Source organism: Gillisella vitis (assembly GCF_001541345.2).
GTDB classification, from domain to species: domain Bacteria; phylum Pseudomonadota; class Alphaproteobacteria; order Rhizobiales; family Rhizobiaceae; genus Allorhizobium; species Allorhizobium vitis.
Genome location: NZ_LMVL02000001.1, coordinates 533,512 through 550,448, shown reverse-complemented (window position 1 = coordinate 550,448; position 16,937 = coordinate 533,512). Strand labels below are relative to the sequence as shown.

Sequence of the window (16,937 nt, the reverse complement as noted above, 5' to 3'; positions counted from 1 at the left end):
ACATTGTTCGTGGGCGGCATACTGCTAAGATGTCAGACCAATTGTCAAGCGGTCGGCAGGAGGAAGAAATATCAATGACGATGCGCACCGGAAACGCGCTGAACGACACCCAACATATCGCCGCACTGCCACCGCTGGACCGTGTTCAGCAGGTGAGTGGGGCCATGGTCGGCTATATCAACAAGGCCGGTCTCAAGCGTGGAGATCGCCTGCCGACAGAACGCGAATTGATGAACGCGCTCGGCGTGGGTCGTTCAACAGTGCGTGAAGTGATCGGGCGGTTTCAGGCTTTGGGCGTGGTGGAGACCCGAAAAGGCAGTGGAACCTATCTTTTGCAGCCTGTGAGTGCTGCGACGGTCCACATGCCGTTGATGCTGGAGACGGTGAATTTACGCGACGCTCTTTTGCAAACGCTGGAAGTGCGTCGCGGCATTGAAGTCGAGGCCGGAGCCTTGGCTGCGATGCGCCGAACGGAAGAGGATCTGCGGATCATCGAGGAAAAGCTCGACGAAATGGAGCGGGTGCATCTGGCCAAGGGAACATCCGGCAAGGAGGATCTGGCGTTCCATGTGGCAATCTACGATGCCACGCATAACCCGCTGTTCAAACAGCTTCTGGAGCAGATGCGCGAAGCCTTCGAGCGCTTCTGGCATAAGCCTTTTGACAGGCCGGATTTTGCCCGCCGCTCCTTTCCCTATCATCGCACCTTGTTCAGCGCCATTGCCGATCAGGATAGTGAAGCGGCCCGCCGCGAAACCCTCAAAATTCTTGCCGTGGTGGAAGAAGACATCAAGGAAATGTCCAAATGAGCGACGCTCTCGATTATCTGCAACAGGCATCGCTGATTACGGCGCATGATGAGGCCAATGCTTATGATGCGGTGGTGCCGCCGATTGTTCAGACCTCGCTGTTCACTTTCAGTGATTATGACGAGATGGTCGCAACCTATCGCGGCGAAAAAATCCGCCCGGTCTATTCACGCGGGCTCAATCCGACCGTGCGGATTTTTGAGGATATGCTGGCCAAACTGGAAGGTGCCGAGGATGCGCTGGGTTTTGCCAGTGGCATGGCGACGATATCCTCGACCGTCCTAAGCTTTGTCGAGCCAGGAGATCGGGTCGTTGCCGTTCGCCATCTCTATCCCGATGCCTTCAGGTTCTTTGAAACCATGCTGAAACGCATGCGCATCGAGGTGACTTACGTGGATGGCCGCGATGAGGATGCCGTGGCCAAGGCGCTGCCGGGCGCAAAGCTTCTCTATCTGGAAAGCCCGACCAGCTGGGTGATGGACGCCCATGATGTTGGCGCGCTTGCCGCTCTTGCCAAACAGCACGGCGTGTTGTCGGTGATTGACAACAGCTGGGCAAGCCCGGTTTTCCAAAAGCCATTATCGCTCGGCGTCGATCTTGTCCTGCATTCGGCCTCGAAATATCTCGGCGGTCACAGCGATGTTGTCGCCGGGGTGGTGGCCGGTCCCAAGGCGCTGATCAATCGTATCCGCAATGAAACTCTGCCCTATCTCGGTGGAAAACTGTCTCCCTTCGATGCCTGGCTGCTGATCCGGGGGATGCGCACATTGCCGATCCGCATGAAGGCGCATGAGGCCTCGGCGCTGGAGATTGCCCATCGCTTGCAAGCGCTCGATATCGTCGAAAAAGTCTGCCATCCGGCGCTGAACAATGGCTTGCCGCCGGGCCTGCATGGCACGTCCGGGCTGTTTTCCTTCATCTTCAAGGATGTCATCCATATTCAAACCTTCTGCGATCATTTGAAACTGTTCAAACTGGGCGTCAGCTGGGGTGGTCACGAAAGCCTTGTCGTCCCTGGCGATGTGGTGGCCAACCAGAAAGCTCCGCCGAGTTTCGCGGATGCCTTCGGCGTCGATCCGCTGTCTGTGCGTCTCCATGTCGGGCTTGAGGGGACGGAGGCACTGTGGAGCGATTTGCAGGCGGCGATGGCGGCGGCCCGAACAGACTGATCCGTTGCAAACATCCATCCTACCATCGACTGGAAATCCACCCATGACCGATCTTGAAACCGTCCTCGCCCGTGTCGATGACAATCTACCCTCCAGTCTGGAAACACTGTTCGATCTGGTGCGTATTCCCTCGATTTCCACCGATCCGGCCTATAGCCCGCATTGCCGCAAGGCTGCGCAATTTCTAGCGGCATATCTTACGGGCATAGGCTTTGCAGCATCCGTGCGCGACACGTCAGGTCATCCGATGGTGGTTGCCCATCATGAAGGACAGGACGCGGACTGCCCGCATGTGCTGTTCTACGGCCATTATGATGTTCAGCCGGTCGACCCGCTGAACTTATGGCAGAACGACCCGTTCGACCCAGCCATCCGCGACAGTGCAACCGGAGAGAAAATCATCACCGGACGCGGTACGTCGGATGACAAGGGACAGCTGTTGACCTTCATCGAGGCTTTACGCGCCTTCAAGGACACCAAGGGCGGGCTGCCGGTGCGCGTTACCATTCTCTTCGAAGGCGAGGAGGAATCGGGATCACCATCGCTTCAGCCTTTTCTCGAAGCCAATGCCCAGGAATTGAAGGCCGATTTTGCCATGGTCTGCGACACCGGCATGTGGGACGCGCATACACCGGCGATCTGCGCCAGCCTGCGCGGTCTGGTCGGCGAGGAAATCACCATCAAGGCCGCCAGCCGCGACCTCCATTCGGGCGGATATGGCGGCGTTGCAGCCAATCCGCTGCATGTGTTGAGCGATATTTTGGCTGGCCTGCATGACGCAACCGGTGCCGTGACTCTACCCGGCTTTTACAATGGCGTTGACGAAACACCGCCCGATATCAAGGCCGTCTGGGCGGATCTGGAGAAGACCCAAACCGCATTCCTAACGGATATCGGCCTTTCCGTCCCGTCAGGCGAAAAAGGCCGGAGCGTTCTGGAATTGCTCTGGGCGCGGCCAACCGCAGAGATCAACGGCATGTCCGGCGGTTATACCGGCAAGGGTTTCAAGACCGTGATTGCTGCCGAGGCCATGGCCAAGGTATCCTTCCGTCTGGTGGGAAAACAGGACCCAAAAAAAATCCGCGATAGCTTTCGCGCCTATGTAACCTCAAAGTTACCAAGGGATTGCCGGGTTGAGTTTCACGCCGAAGGGGCCTCACCTGCCATTCAATTGCCCTATGACTCGCCAATCCTCGCCACGGCCAAGGCGGCTCTTTCACAGGAATGGCAAAAGCCAGCCATCGTTGTCGGCGGCGGCGGATCGATCCCGATTGTCGGCAGCTTTCAGTCCATGCTCGGCATGGACTCCTTGCTGGTTGGTTTTTCCCTGGACGATGACTGCGTTCACTCACCCAATGAAAAATACAACCTCACCTCTTTTCATAAAGGCACCCGATCCTGGGTACGGATCTTACACGGCCTGAGCGATGAGGCGATCAACAGGCTGTAAAGCCACCGTCAATGGGGAGAGAGACACCGGTGATCATTGACGCCTCCTCACTCAACAAGAAGCGGATCGGCTTTGCGATGTCATCGACGGTCGCCCACCGTCCCAACGGCATTTTTTGCAGGAAGGGTTCGCCTATCTCCGGGCGGCCCCAATAAAATGCGGACATCTCCGTCATGACAACGGTGGGATTGACGCTATTGACCCGAATTTTGTATTTGCCAAGTTCAAGCGCGCTGACACGGGTGATGCTATCAAGTGCCGCCTTGGAAGATGCATAGGAGACATGGTCCGGCAATGCCGCCAGTGCTGCCTGGCTCGAGACATTAACAATCGAGCCCCCCTTGCCTTCTTTGATCATCGAGCGCGATGCGTATTTGGTGACGAGAAGCGCGCCTCTCACATTGATGGCAATGGCTTTGTCGAAGATAGAGATATCGGTTTCCTGCGGGGTGGCGATTTCGCCGCCAAAGCCACCACAGTTTACCACGCCCCATAATGGTAAACCCTCGACAGCTTTGCGAATTTCGTCCTCCGAGGTGAGATCGAAAATCAACGTCTCACATCCGGTTTGCGCGGCCAGCTTGTCAAGCTCGTCTCGTGACCTTCCGGCTGCATAGACCCTGGCTCCGGCTTCTTTCAACTTTTTCACCGTCGCGCCGCCGATTCCACCGCTGGCACCAGTGACGAGGATTGCTTTACCATCAAGTTCCCACATGAGTATAATCCCGCGTTGATTTGCTTGCTGACTCCTAGGATTAGCCACCAATCATCAGCTTGACGATTTCGTCGTGGTTGGTATCGGCAATATTGCGCGTTCCCGCCACAATACCCCGTCTCAGGACAACGATACGGTCCGATACCGCGAATATGTCCTGTAAGTTATGGGAGATGAAAATCACGCCCCTGCCCTGGGCTTTCAGCGATTTGATCAGCGCGACAACTTTACGCTGTTCCGGCACGCCCAGCGCCGCTGTCGGTTCATCCATGATCAGGATCTTGGCATTCCAGTAAACCGCCCGACCGATTGCCACCGCCTGGCGCTGTCCGCCCGAAAAGTTGCTGACCGGTGCATCCAGCCGCTTCACGTGGAAGTCGAGAAGCGCCATCGTATCGGCGGCGGCCTTGGCCATCGCCTTGCGGTCGAGAACCGGAATAAAGCCGAAAGCGCGTTTCATTGGCTCCCGGCCCAGAAAAATATTGGCGCCAATGGACAGATTATCGGCGAGAGCCAAGTCCTGATAGATCGTCTCTATCCCTTTTTCCCGCGCATCCTGCGGCGAGGAAAAAGCAACCGGGGCGCCATCGATCAGAATTTCACCCGACGTGGGCGAATAGACACCCGATATCGCCTTGATCATGGTGGTTTTTCCAGCACCATTGTCGCCTGCCAAGGCCACGACTTCACCGGCACCGACCGTCAGCGAACAATTATCAAGGGCTTTCACAGCGCCGAAATACCGGGAGAAATTTCGAACTTCAAGAAGGGGTGCGACATTACTCAGCATGTTTGACTCCACTGAAGCGGCGTTGCGCCTGATCGATAAGAACGGAAATGATGATGACGACGCCAACGGCAATGAATTGCCAGAATGGCTCAACATTCATGAAGACCAGACCGTACTGGATGACCGCGATGACCAGGGCTCCCGCCACCGTTCCGATGATCGTTCCAGAGCCGCCAAACAGGCTGGCACCGCCAATCACGACGGCCGCCACGCTGTCGAGAAGCAAGGGTTCGCCAGCCTGGGCAGCGCCTGCCGTGAAACGCGCGGCGTATAATGCGCCGCCAAGGCCAGCGCAGACAGAGGACAGGATATAAAGCCGCAAAATATGGCCTTTGATATCGATGCCTGCCCGGCGTGAGGCCTGGGCATTGGCACCAATTGCATAATTATGCTGCCCAAACCGTGTCTGGCTAAGAATATAATGCATCAGCAACACGAAAACGGCGGTTACCAGAACGAGATACGGGATACCTTCTATCCGTCCATTCCCCAGCATCGCGAAGTAGGAGTTTTTGACCGGCACGGTCGTTCCACCGGCAAGAAGAAAAGCGGCACCTCTGGCAACGCCGAACATGCCGAGCGTGCCGATAAAAGGGGGTACGTTCAGCCTGGAAATCAGCAGCCCATTGATGATGCCTGGAATAGTCGCTGCAAGGATGGCGACGAGGATACCGCACACCATCGCAGCCGGCAACGGCATGAAAACCCCGAAATAATTGGTGGCGTGGGCAGCAACGACAGCTGCAAGCCCCATAATGAAACCCGCGGAAAGATCGATGCCGCCAGAGATGATGACGAAGGTCTGGCCGATTGCCAAAAGAAGGGGCGCAACGGCAAAGACCGCAACCGATTGCCAATTGAAGGGTGAACCGACGAACGTCCCGCCAAAGTCTGTCTGCGCCCAAATCTCAAAGATCACAATAAGTGCGGCCAGAAAGACCCACGCCCGCAACTGAGCGATACGCTGCACGATCGTCTTTGTGACGTCGGCATGGTCTGCCTGAGGTGCGACGGCGTGGGTGTTCTCGGGCGCCATGGTCTGGTTTTCCAGCATGAATTCCATCCTGAGTTCTGGTCAACTGTCAATGAAGGGACTTGAAAGCCTTATCCTGGCGTCCAATCAGCTTGGCTGACGTTTTAACGAGGCCGTGGAGGTCTATTCAGCGTAGATGAACCGAGCGACGGCTGGATCCGTCACGTTGCTCTTTTTAATGACAGTAAAGCCTGTCCCAATCTTGGTGGGGATGGACTGCCCGGTCAGGTGCGCATAGGCGGAGATCACCCCGTAATACCCGATTTCCGCAGGATGCTGGGCGATTGCAAAATCGATGAGGCCGGACTTTAGATTATCCACCACCGACCCTGGGGCGTCGAAAGCCACAACCTTGATTGTGCCGGATTGACCAGCCTGCTGGACACCGTTCGCCGATCCAAGCCCGGAAAACAGATTAGCACCGAATACGCCAGCCAAATCTGGATTGCGGGCGTAGACCGCCTGGAGCTGAGATGCGGCTTTGTTGGCGTCATTGTCATTGAACTGCGTTTCGAGAACCGTGATGCCGGGATGTTTGGCCATCTCGGATTTGAACCCTTGCTCCCGCTGATCCGTCGTCGACACGCCGGGCTTGACGTTGGATACGTAGACCTTGCCTTTGTCACCAATGGCCGACGCCAGAGCGCGCGCTGCAATTTCGCCGCCCAGAACATTGTCCGATGCGATATAGGATAACGGAAAGTCCCCGTCCCCTGCGCCTGTTTGATAGTCACCGGTCCCGATGAATGTATCGACCGTGATCAGCGGAATACCGGCATCTGCAGCCTTTTTGAGCGGCTGTACCAGTTGGGTCGTATCGGTAGGTGCGATGAGAATGGCGTCCGGCTTTTTGGCAATGACCGCATCAAGGACAGGAACCTGCGTGACCGGATTGAAATCCGGGGCGCCTTGAAAGATGATCTGCGCGCCGATGGCAGCAGCTGCGGCTTCTGCGCCCTTGTGCATCGTGATATAAAACGCATCGGTCGTTAGACCCGGAATGAGCGCGATTTTGAATTTCTTACTTTCGGCTTGGGCCCGCGTCACCGCCAGAACAGCCGGTGCGGACAAGGCAAGCGCGGTCGCAGATTGAAGAAAATGCCGACGTTCCATGTTTCTCTCCTCCCAAATCGAAACAGTCATCTGTCGTGAATTAAGCACTCAATTCACGACAGCATCATCACGCCGTTTTCAGTTCGCCGTCAAGAAATTTTTTTCAGAAACTTATTTCTTTTTCGCCTTCGTTTGTTTTTCCGCAGTCTGGGAAGGCGCATCCTGTTGAAGAAGATTGAGAATTGCGATGCAGGTATTGGCGTCGGTAACCAGGGAATTGATCATTCCAGACCGAACAGCGCCGATGATTCCAGCCGCTTTTTCAACGGTCGCGGCCACACCGATAGACAGTTTGGCTTTGCAAAGCTGCTGGCTGGATGCCGCAATCATTCGCTCTTCCCCATCCCAGGATAAAAGCTTACCGTTGATATCGACATAGTGCCTGATAACGTCACCAACCGCGCCTCCAATGGCGCGCTCATTCACTGTCGCGGCACTCGCCTCAGGCGGATTGATAGCATGCGGCAGCCCTATACCGACAATCGCGCAATCCAGACGATCCCAAAGCTTCGTTGTTTCCTGCACGAATGCATCAGCAAGAAAGGCATCCTTCAATTCGGCTGAAGAAAGATAAGGCGCATGCAGAAAATGGGCGCTGCCACCCAACTGATCGGCGGCCTGGCGGACAAATTCGCTAATCTGAAAATGCGGCGCTGATTGCTGGAGACCACCGTTCAACGCAACGGCGATAATGCCAGGAATACGCGGCAAGCCTGCGGCAATGACCTCACGTATGGCACGACCCCAACCGATGCCGATGACCGACCCTGCGGCCAGACCTTCTTCCTTGAGCAAATCGCCCAATGGCTTTGCCAGCGCGCCCAGAACACCTGTCGACGGCGTATCGATCACAGCCGCCCTCTTCAGGGACAGCGCTTCGATCAGTTCCTGTGTCAGACCGGCGGGCGAGACAAGGTCAAGCACCTCGATCTTGACGATCCCAAGTACCCTGGCCCGCTGAAGCAAACGAGAGACGGTCGCGGTCGAGATTCCAAGCTTGCGAGCGATCTCAACCTGAGACATCTCCGCTTCATAATGCAGCTTTGCGACCATATGCAATGTCGCCCGGGATGCCGTATCCTGTGAAGTTTGCGGAAGCAGCTTGCAATTCCTTTCTGAAATGTGTTACACGAAGCGGGAAGGCTACACTGAAACGGCTCCGGACTCAATGCAATACGGCGCCCTTCCCTGTGACTTCCCAGGCCCTATGACGTCCAAGGCCCTGCGACTTTCAAGGCATCATCAAATCACCTGACGCAGGAGAGCCCGCGCATGGCTAAAGCTTTGCGCTGTCCGCTTTTGCCTGCAATTTCTTTCGGAGTGGACACATGACGGCAATGACGACGGCAGAACGACGCGGATACCATCAAATTTGCGACGGTAGCGGATCCATGATGGTGATTGCATGCGACCAGCGCGGCGGTATGCGCTCCATTCTTGCCGCGACCCCGGAAGAACAAGCGAAAATCGGCAATGATATTTTGGGAGAAACCAAGGCTGACATTGCGCGCTATCTGGCCTCTCATGCTGGCTGCGTGCTCGTCGATCCCATCTGCGCCGTACCCGGGCTGATCGACAACGACATCCTTCCAAGGGATACGGCCCTTCTGATCGGTATCGATGCCTCCGGATGGGACACATCGCCAGAAGGCTATCGCATTTCCAAGATGGTGGAAGGTGTCGATGCGCGGCGCGTGCGCGCTCTTGGTGCCACCGGCGGCAAGATCATGGTCTATCTGCGGATGGATACCCCGGCGGCCAATGTTGCAAACCTTGAAACCCTGAAGAGGACCATTGAGGATTTCGCCCGCGAGGACTTTCTTCTGGTCGTCGAATTCCTGACCTACCAGCTTGAAGGCGAAAGCCGTGAAGACTATCAGGCCAAAATTCCGCAGCTTATCGTCGACGGCTCACGCGCCTGTCTGGCACTGGGGTCCAAAGTTCTGAAAATTCCTTATCCCGGCTCTGAACAAGCCTGCGCCGAAGTCACCAAGGTTGCCGGTGATGTCCCTTGGGCCGTGCTTTCGGCTGGCGTCGACCATGAAACCTTTCTACATCAGGTCGAGGCCGCCATGAAGAACGGGGCCTCCGGCGTCATTGCTGGCCGCTCCCTTTGGAAAGACTGCATCGACCTCGACCGAAATGTCTCACAAGAGAAGCTTTCGACAATTGCCGTCTCCCGATTGCATGATATTCAAGACATTATCGGGCGCTACCGCAACAAGCAGAGAGTTGCTGCGTAAGATCGGCGGATGTCATGTCTCTTCAATTGTTCTCTATCGGCATCGATGTCGGCGGAACCAACATGCGTGCGGCACAGATTTCGCCCAAAGGCGAAATCATCCGTAAGACGTCGGTTACAGGCAGCCGCGACCCCTCCAAGGCTGTCACTCTTATAAAGAGCCTGATCCACGAGATGGATGGCGAGCGCGCCACAGCGATTGGAATAGGAATACCCGGCCGCGTCGACGGCTGGACAGGAGAGATCATATCGGGAGGATTTCTGAATCTATCCGGCTGTGATCTACAGTCTGAAATGTCCTCGACATACGGTCGACCGGTAACCGTTGCAAATGATTGCAGCATGGCCCTGATTGGCGAGGCCCGCGTGGGCGCAGCGCGGGGAATGAACAGTTCGGTCATGCTGACCATCGGAACCGGGATTGGCGGTGCCGTCATGGAAAATGGCCGGATCGTCAATGGCAGACGATGCGCTGGCCAATTGGGCCATCTCGTTGTCAATCTCCATGGCCAGCCATGTCCATGCGGCCAACGCGGCTGCATTGAAACAGAATCCTCGGGAACCGCCTTGCAACGTCATCTCTTTGAGGCAGGCTACGCGCCTGAAACACGGTTTGAGACGCTCCTCACTCTCGCAGAATCAGGAGATGAGACGGCATTACGGGTGATGGTCGCTTGGGCCGCCCCGCTGAAATCAGCCATAAACACCCTGTCTGCCGCATTCGATCCTGACGTGGTTCTGCTGGGCGGAGGCATGGGCAAGGCTGCGTTGGCAGCGCTGAATTTTCTGCCTCACAGCGAGACCTGGTATGAAGCCGATATTCGCGCGGCACGCCTTGATGACGATGCCGGTGTGATCGGTTGCGGGCTGGCTGCCTTCGATCTCACCAACGCCAACCACTATGCTAAACCTGCAAACGGCAAGCGGCTGGTGATGGTCAACGGTGTGCCGGCCTCCGGCAAAAGCGCGATCTCCCATAAACTGGCCGATGAAACCGGCTGGCAGGTACTGGGCCTGGATGAGATCAAAAATCCTTTTCTGGAATTGATTGACGATGTCGACCGCCCCTTCAATCGCCTCCTGGGACGCGCGAGCTACAAGTCGATTTTCTCCATCATCCGCAATGCCGCTCCGGGAACCACCTTCATTGTCGATGCCTGGTTTGGATTTCAGCCAGCAGATGTTCTGAAAGAGCATATCGCGATGGCCGGCATCACGCAGATCGTTGAACTCTGGTGCCATGCTCCCGCAGAAACGATAGGCGAGCGCTATCGATCAAGGCTTGAAAACCGCCTTCCCGGTCATCCCGGCGCCTCCTATATCCCGGAACTCATCGAACTCGCGCAGAACGCGAAGCCGATCGGACTGGGTCCGGTTCTGGATATCAACACGATACAACCAAAGGACGCCAGAGCCATCCTGGATTGGATGGAGAAGGCCTTTGAAAACCAAGCATCTCAAAAGCCTCCGGCTTAATCGCTTTATAAACTCATTTATTGATACAATAAAAATTATGAATTACACTTTTTATCATAAATCAATAATTCATATTGATTGACCGAGGCTTTCGCCGTATCTTTCCCGCCGCAAAGAGATAGACCGTCTTCGCTTTATCGCCATCATATGCCAAGCGGCATTGGCGTGGCGAAGGCGCGTAAAACCGGCAAGAGGAGGAGACGTCTTGCAACAGAATATTGGTCAGTCCGCATTCCAACCACAGGCCTATGAAGGGTTTTCCGGACAGTATATTGCCGGACGCTGGGTGGAAGGCACCGAGGGAAAGACCGCCATCGATCGTAATCCTTACGACGATACGGTTGTGGCGGAAATCGCTCAGGCAAGTCTTGATGACCTCGATCGTGCCTTCGGTGCAGCCAAGGCTGCCCAAACTGAATGGGCGCGGGTATTGCCGAGCGAGCGCGCAGCAGTGTTTCTGAGAGCGGTCTCGATTCTTGACGCCCGCAAGGAAGAAATCATTGGCTGGATTATCCGTGAATCCGGCAGCACACGTATCAAGGCCGGCATAGAATGGGGCGCCGTGCGCGCTGGCATGCTGGAAGCCTTCACCTTGCCCGCGGCCGCCCAGGGACATATCATTCCGGTCGACAAGCCAGGCAAGGAAGCACGGGTCTACAAAAAGCCCGTCGGCGTCGTCGGTGTTATCAGCCCGTGGAATTTTCCGCTGCATCTGTCGAACCGTTCTGTCGCTCCAGCGCTTGCGCTTGGAAATGCCGTGGTTTTGAAACCATCGAACGACACTCCGGTCACAGGCGGCCTTCTCTTGGCCAAGATCTACGAGGAAGCTGGCCTGCCGGCTGGCTTGCTCAATGTCGTGGTCGGTAGCTCGAGCGTCATCGGCGACGCTTTCTCGCGTCATCCGGTTCCTCGCGTCCTCACCTTCACCGGCTCCACACCTGTCGGACGCCATATCGCCCAGGTGGCGGGTGAATCCTCCCTGCTGAAGCGGGTAGGCCTTGAGCTTGGCGGCAATGCACCGCTGGTGGTTCTCGATGATGCCGATCTGGAAAAGGCCGTGGGCGCAGCCCTGATCGGTCGTTTCATGCATCAAGGGCAAATCTGCATGAGCACGAACCGCATCATCGTCGATGCGTCGATTTATGACAACTTCGTTGAGGCTTTTACTGCTGCGGTAAAAACCATCAAATTCGGAAACCCGAACGAGCCGGACACCTTGATCGGCCCACTCTGCAATGACAGCCAGCTGCGCAGCGTGACTGCAAGCATTGCGCGGGCGCGCGACAGCGGCTTCCGCGAATGTGTATCCGGCCCCATTGAGGGACGGGTGGTGGCACCGCATGTCTTTGCCGATGTGACCAACGATTCCGACTTCGCCCGCAATGAGATCTTTGGCCCGGTCGCACCGATCATCCGCGCACAAGATGAAGCACAGGCTTTGGCCTTCGCCAATGACACCGAATTTGGCCTTTCCAGTGCCGTCTTCACCCGTGACGAGGCCCGTGGATTGGCCTTTGCCCAGCAGATTGAAGCTGGAATGTCCCATATCAACGACATCACCATCCATGACTATCCGCATGTGATGTTTGGTGGAGAGAAAAACTCCGGTCTCGGACGCTTTAACGGCAAATGGGCCATTGAGGAGTTCACCACGGATCATTTCATCTCGGTACAGCGATAAGACGATAACGAAAACCGCACCGCTGGAGACAGCGGTGCGGTTTCTCCAGCTTTTCTCAGAGCCTGATCGAGAATAGGCCAGTCAGACAATATGGCCGTCCGAGAACAGGGTGACGTGATCGGGCAGATTTTGCCTGAAATGAGGTGTCTGACGCCTGAATTCACGCGCCATGTGGAACCCAACTACCCGACGGCAGTATAGTCGCAAACAGCCCCGATCCGAAACGGAAAGACAAAGGGCACCAGACACACCAACTGTCTATCGGGTTTAATTTGAAGCCGACAGACACTGGGTGTCATGAAAGGTTCATTCAAAGGCTCCAAAACTCCTCAACAAATGACAGATATCAAATGTGAGGATCTGGAATGGCTGAATTAGCATCTTCAAGTGCGCAGATAAACAGCGCAAGCCATCCTCTCGATAAATCCCATGGAACGGGCAAGTGGTTCCTACCGGTCTTCGGTATCGTGCTGTTGCTTGGACTTGGATATATCGCCTATGCGCTTGGCCAGGACCTTACCAGCACTGTCGCAGTTCCATGGATTTTGCTTGGCCTGGCACTATTGATCGCCCTTGGGTTTGAGTTCGTCAACGGTTTTCACGATACGGCGAATGCCGTCGCCACCGTGATCTACACCCGCTCGATGCCCGCTGAATTCGCGGTCATGTGGTCGGGATTTTTCAATTTTCTCGGCGTTCTGACATCGAGCGGCGCTGTTGCCTTTGGCATTCTTTCCCTTCTACCGGTGGAATTGATCCTTCAGGTTGGCTCAGGCTCTGGCCTTGCCATGGTGTTTGCGCTGTTGATCGCCGCCATCGTCTGGAACCTTGGCACCTGGTATCTTGGCTTGCCCTCCTCCAGTTCCCACACCTTGGTCGGCTCGATCATCGGCGTCGGTCTCGCCAATCAGTTTCTGGCACCGGCCGGTTCGGCAACCAGCGGCGTTGACTGGTCGCAGGCGACCAATATCGGTCTGTCGCTGTTGATCTCACCTCTGATTGGCTTTGGCTTTTCCGCAATCCTGCTGTTGGCCATGAAACTGTTCGTAAAGAACAAGGCGCTCTACGAGGAGCCAAAAACCAATCAGCCGCCACCGCTCTGGATCAGAGGTCTGCTGATCTTCACCTGCACCGGCGTCAGTTTTGCGCATGGATCAAACGACGGCCAGAAAGGCATGGGCCTGATCATGCTGATCCTGATCGGCCTGGTGCCGACCGCCTTCGCCCTCAACCGCACACCGGATGTGAATTATCTCGAAGCCTATAAATCTTCCTCGGCGCAGGTCGAGACCGCGCTCGGCAAATATATCAAGCCGGGTGTGTCCGTCGCAGATGCAAAAGCCACCGTCGCGGATGCCGTCAAGACCAAGACCTGGAACGACACCACGACCTTCGCCCTCCAGCAATATATCCACGCGACAAGCGCGGAAGTCGCCGCTTTTCCAACCCTGGAAGCAGTCCCGAGCCATCTGGTGCAAAATATCAGAAACGATATCTACCTGATCGGTGAGGCCCTGAAGCTGATCGACAAACAGAAACTGTTGCCGATGGAGGCAAGTGATCTTGCTGCCGTCAGCGCCTATCACAAGGCGGTCGACAATGCGACGAAGTTCATTCCGACCTGGGTGAAAGTTGCCGTGGCCCTGGCCCTTGGCCTGGGAACAATGATCGGCTGGCGGCGCATCGTTGTCACCGTCGGCGAAAAGATCGGCAAGACCCATCTCACCTATGGCCAGGGTGCAGCCGCTGAAATCGTCGCCATGGTGACGATCGGGGCAGCCGACCACTTCGGCCTGCCGGTGTCAACGACCCATGTCCTGTCATCGGGTGTTGCGGGCACGATGACCGCCAACGGTTCCGGCCTGCAATGGTTCACGGTCCGCAATATGCTGATGGCCTGGGTCTTGACGCTGCCTGCCTCGATTGCCATCGCCTTCGTGCTTTACGTGGTCCTGCGCCAGGTTTTCTGAAGCCACCCCGAACAGAGAGCCTTGGTGCCTTTGGTCGTTTGTTTCGCGAAAACCAGCGACCATTTCTCATGACGAAGCAATACACCGTTACAGATGTCCGCTTTGCATTTTGACCGGTTGCGCGTGAAAATAATGGAACTAACAGCTGCGTATTCAGTTCGCTTTTGTGAATCAACAAAATCGCGGAGAGAATATGCCAAAGCAACGGTCCCAAAACCCAGGCAAGAATGCGGCTACAATCTCGAATGAGGCCACCATCCACGATCAGAAACTTGTGCGCGGCAAGGGTGGCGAACTTCACCAGATCGCCGAAGGCGATGCGATTTTGACCACGGCACAAGGCGGGCCTGTCGCAGACGATCAGAACTCCCTTCGCATTGGGGATCGCGGTCCGCTTGTCGTTGACGATTTCCATTTCAGAGAAAAGATTTTCCACTTCGATCATGAGCGCATTCCAGAGCGCGTCGTTCATGCGCGTGGTTACGGTGCTCACGGTTTCTTCGAAACCTACGAATCCCTGGCGGAGTATACGCGCGCCGACGTGTTCCAGCGGCCCGGCGAAAAAACGCCTGTTTTTGTTCGGTTTTCGACGGTGGCAGGAAACAAGGGCTCAGCCGACCTTGCCCGCGACGTACGCGGTTTTGCGGTGAAGATGTACACCAAGGAAGGCAACTGGGATCTGGTTGGCAATAACATTCCGGTGTTTTTCATTCAGGATGCCATCAAGTTTCCCGATCTTATCCACGCCGCGAAACAGGAGCCGGACCGGGCATTCCCCCAGGCGCAGACCGCCCATGACACTTTCTGGGACTTCATCTCTCTGACACCAGAGAGCATGAATATGATCATGTGGATCATGTCGGATCGGACAATCCCGCGATCATTGCGCTTTATGGAAGGTTTCGGCGTCCATACGTTCCGCTTCGTCAATGCCAATGACGAATCCACCTTCGTCAAGTTTCATTGGAAACCGAAGCTCGGTCTTCAGTCAGTGGCCTGGAACGAGGCGGTCAAAATCAATGGCGCCGATCCGGATTTCCATCGACGCGATCTGTGGCATTCAATCAAGTCTGGAAACTTTCCCGAATGGGAACTTCAGGTCCAGCTTTTCGATCAGGAATTTGCCGACAGCTTTGATTTCGATGTGCTCGATCCGACAAAAATCATTCCTGAAGAAATACTGCCGCCGAAGGCAATCGGTCGTCTCGTTCTGGATCGGATGCCGGATAATTTCTTTGCAGAGACCGAGCAAGTGGCATTCATGACCCAGAATGTCCCGCCAGGGATCGATTTCAGCAACGACCCTTTGTTGCAGGGCCGCAATTTCTCCTATCTCGATACCCAGCTGAAACGCCTGGGCGGGCCGAATTTCGCCCATCTTCCGATCAATGCACCAAAATGTCCATTCGCGAATTTCCAGCAGGATGGCCATATGGCGATGCACAATCCGGTCGGTCGGGCGAATTATCAGCCCAACTCCTTCGGCGAGGGACCGCGGGAATCGCCAACGCGCGGCTATCGCCACTTTCCTGCTGAGGAACAGGGCGCCAAGGCTCGCCTGCGTCCAGAAAGCTTTGCCGATCATTACAGCCAGGCCAAGCAATTCTATATCAGCCAGACGCCTCCGGAGCAGCGTCACATTGCAGCCGCTCTCACTTTCGAGTTGAGCAAGGTGGAAATGCTTGTCATCCGGGAGCGGATGGTGGCGCATCTGATGAATATCGATGAAACGCTTGCCAATACCGTGGCAGAAAAACTGGGCTTCAAAAGCATGCCCAAGCCAGCTGATGCGGCTGTGCCGACACGCGACGACCTTGAGCCGTCTCCTGCACTCAGCATTATCAAGCGCGGTCCCAAGCGCTTCGAAGGCCGCAAACTCGGTATCTTGATCACCGATGGCGTCGACGTGAAGCTCCTCAAGGCGCTGACTGGCGCTGTTACCGCAGCAAAAGCTGAATTCGAGTTGATCGCGCCAAAGGTTGGCGGCGTGACCGGTTCCGATGGCACCTGGATCGAAGCGCATCATATGATCGATGGAGGACCATCCGTCCTGTTTGACGCCGTGGCGCTTCTGACCTCAGATGCTGGCATGGCGGATCTTGTGAAGGAAGCAACCGCACGGGATTTCGTTGCCGACGCCTTCCAGCACTGTAAGTTCATAGGATATGCACAAAGCGCCATGCCTCTCTTGGAGAAGGCTGGCATAACCGAAGATCTCGATGAAGGCACCATTGGTCTCCCAGGAGAAGATGGTCTTGCCGATTTCATTGAAAAGCTGGGCAAGCTTCGCGTCTGGGCGCGGGAGCCTTCTGTAAAACTCGGAAAAGCATCCGTTCCTTTGGACGATTGATCGGCAAGATCCCCATATCCGCTCCAAAAATAGCGTAACCGCTGACGCCAGCGGTTACGCCAAGCGAGAAAGGGCTAAAATATCTTGGAAACCCGTGATTGAGGGAGCTGCCACGAGATAAATCACAATCGCGCCTTGC

General features: G+C 55.8%; 13 protein-coding genes. 8 read left to right on the top strand and 5 right to left on the bottom strand.

What is annotated here, in order from left to right:
* The first annotated feature begins 80 nt into the window (after positions 1 to 80).
* From ASB66_RS02375 to ASB66_RS02365, 3 genes are read left to right on the top strand one after another with little or no spacing between them, the layout of a single operon-like run.
* Positions 81 to 809, top strand: coding sequence for a FadR/GntR family transcriptional regulator (locus ASB66_RS02375; RefSeq protein ID WP_060717564.1), 729 nt, complete (start codon positions 81 to 83; stop codon positions 807 to 809).
* Positions 806 to 1,978 (top strand): PLP-dependent transferase, encoded by a 1,173-nt coding sequence (locus ASB66_RS02370; RefSeq protein ID WP_060717245.1) that lies wholly within the window; start codon positions 806 to 808, stop codon positions 1,976 to 1,978. Before ASB66_RS02375 ends, ASB66_RS02370 begins: the two co-directional genes overlap by 4 nt.
* Before the next feature lie 43 nt (positions 1,979 to 2,021).
* Positions 2,022 to 3,428: a M20/M25/M40 family metallo-hydrolase gene (locus tag ASB66_RS02365; RefSeq protein ID WP_060717244.1), complete on the top strand. Its 1,407-nt coding sequence runs from the start codon at positions 2,022 to 2,024 to the stop codon at positions 3,426 to 3,428.
* Here the strand turns inward: ASB66_RS02365 and ASB66_RS02360 are convergent.
* The 5 genes from ASB66_RS02360 to ASB66_RS02340 form a co-directional block, all read right to left on the bottom strand.
* Positions 3,415 to 4,143: an SDR family oxidoreductase gene (locus ASB66_RS02360; protein WP_060717243.1), complete on the bottom strand. Its 729-nt coding sequence runs from the start codon at positions 4,141 to 4,143 to the stop codon at positions 3,415 to 3,417. The two genes, ASB66_RS02365 and ASB66_RS02360, sit on opposite strands and share 14 nt — an antisense overlap.
* A gap of 40 nt (positions 4,144 to 4,183) precedes the next feature.
* Positions 4,184 to 4,933, bottom strand: a complete 750-nt coding sequence (locus tag ASB66_RS02355; RefSeq protein WP_060717242.1) for an ATP-binding cassette domain-containing protein — start codon at positions 4,931 to 4,933, stop codon at positions 4,184 to 4,186.
* The gene (locus ASB66_RS02350; protein ID WP_060717563.1) at positions 4,923 to 5,969 is read right to left on the bottom strand and encodes an ABC transporter permease subunit; all 1,047 of its coding nucleotides are present in this window, start codon (positions 5,967 to 5,969) and stop codon (positions 4,923 to 4,925) included. Before ASB66_RS02350 ends, ASB66_RS02355 begins: the two co-directional genes overlap by 11 nt.
* Before the next feature lie 120 nt (positions 5,970 to 6,089).
* Entirely contained in the window at positions 6,090 to 7,079 is a 990-nt protein-coding gene (locus tag ASB66_RS02345) for an ABC transporter substrate-binding protein (protein ID WP_060717241.1), read from the bottom strand.
* 111 nt (positions 7,080 to 7,190) lie between these two features.
* Positions 7,191 to 8,132, bottom strand: coding sequence for a sugar-binding transcriptional regulator (locus ASB66_RS02340; protein WP_060717240.1), 942 nt, complete (start codon positions 8,130 to 8,132; stop codon positions 7,191 to 7,193).
* Between the two features lie 275 nt (positions 8,133 to 8,407).
* Between ASB66_RS02340 and ASB66_RS02335 the strand changes: the two genes are divergently transcribed.
* The 5 genes from ASB66_RS02335 (at position 8,408) to katE (ending at position 16,798) form a co-directional block, all read left to right on the top strand.
* Positions 8,408 to 9,322, top strand: coding sequence for a tagatose-bisphosphate aldolase (locus ASB66_RS02335; protein ID WP_060717239.1), 915 nt, complete (start codon positions 8,408 to 8,410; stop codon positions 9,320 to 9,322).
* 14 nt (positions 9,323 to 9,336) lie between these two features.
* The gene (locus ASB66_RS02330; RefSeq protein ID WP_060717238.1) at positions 9,337 to 10,797 is read left to right on the top strand and encodes an ROK family protein; all 1,461 of its coding nucleotides are present in this window, start codon (positions 9,337 to 9,339) and stop codon (positions 10,795 to 10,797) included.
* 205 nt (positions 10,798 to 11,002) lie between these two features.
* Complete coding sequence (locus ASB66_RS02325; RefSeq protein WP_081088970.1) at positions 11,003 to 12,478, top strand: aldehyde dehydrogenase family protein; 1,476 nt, start codon at positions 11,003 to 11,005, stop codon at positions 12,476 to 12,478.
* Positions 12,479 to 12,843: 365 nt separating this feature from the next.
* The gene (locus ASB66_RS02320) at positions 12,844 to 14,448 is read left to right on the top strand and encodes an inorganic phosphate transporter (RefSeq protein ID WP_060717237.1); all 1,605 of its coding nucleotides are present in this window, start codon (positions 12,844 to 12,846) and stop codon (positions 14,446 to 14,448) included.
* 193 nt (positions 14,449 to 14,641) lie between these two features.
* A complete protein-coding gene (katE, locus tag ASB66_RS02315) occupies positions 14,642 to 16,798 on the top strand; it encodes a catalase (RefSeq protein ID WP_060717236.1) in 2,157 nt (718 codons plus the stop codon).
* The last annotated feature ends 139 nt before the right edge of the window (positions 16,799 to 16,937 follow it).